1 protein-coding gene is annotated in these 368 nt (G+C 26.9%); it reads right to left on the bottom strand.

All coding sequences use genetic code 11. The annotated features are described in order from the left end of the window. Positions 1-368: hypothetical protein (locus tag KVT27_RS23895; protein ID WP_217582102.1), on the bottom strand; the 368-nt coding region annotated here is incomplete at both ends.

Raw genomic sequence — 368 nt, forward strand, 5'->3', positions numbered from 1 at the left:
GAAAGCTAATAATCATTGAAGAAACTATATAATCTTCTAATATTTCATGGCCTGCAGGAGTAATGACAATTAACTTTTGAATATAAAATAGAGATAGATAAGCAAAAATAGTAACTATTAAGAAAATCGAAATATACTTTAATTTCCCATAGATATTTTCAAAAAATTTAAATTGCCCCATCGTAAACCCTAGCATCATCAATGATAACCAATTACTTATGTTTGAGAGTAATTCTAGCCATACTATCCTTTCACCATAAACAGGTTGACAAAATGCTGTAACTATAGATAAAACAATTAGTGTAATCGTTACAATTAAGTTATTCCATTTTTTACATTTAAAAAACATAGCAATAAATAGGCCAAGT

The sequence above is a fragment of the Lysinibacillus sp. GbtcB16 genome, from assembly GCF_019091145.1.
GTDB lineage: Bacteria > Bacillota > Bacilli > Bacillales_A > Planococcaceae > Lysinibacillus > Lysinibacillus fusiformis.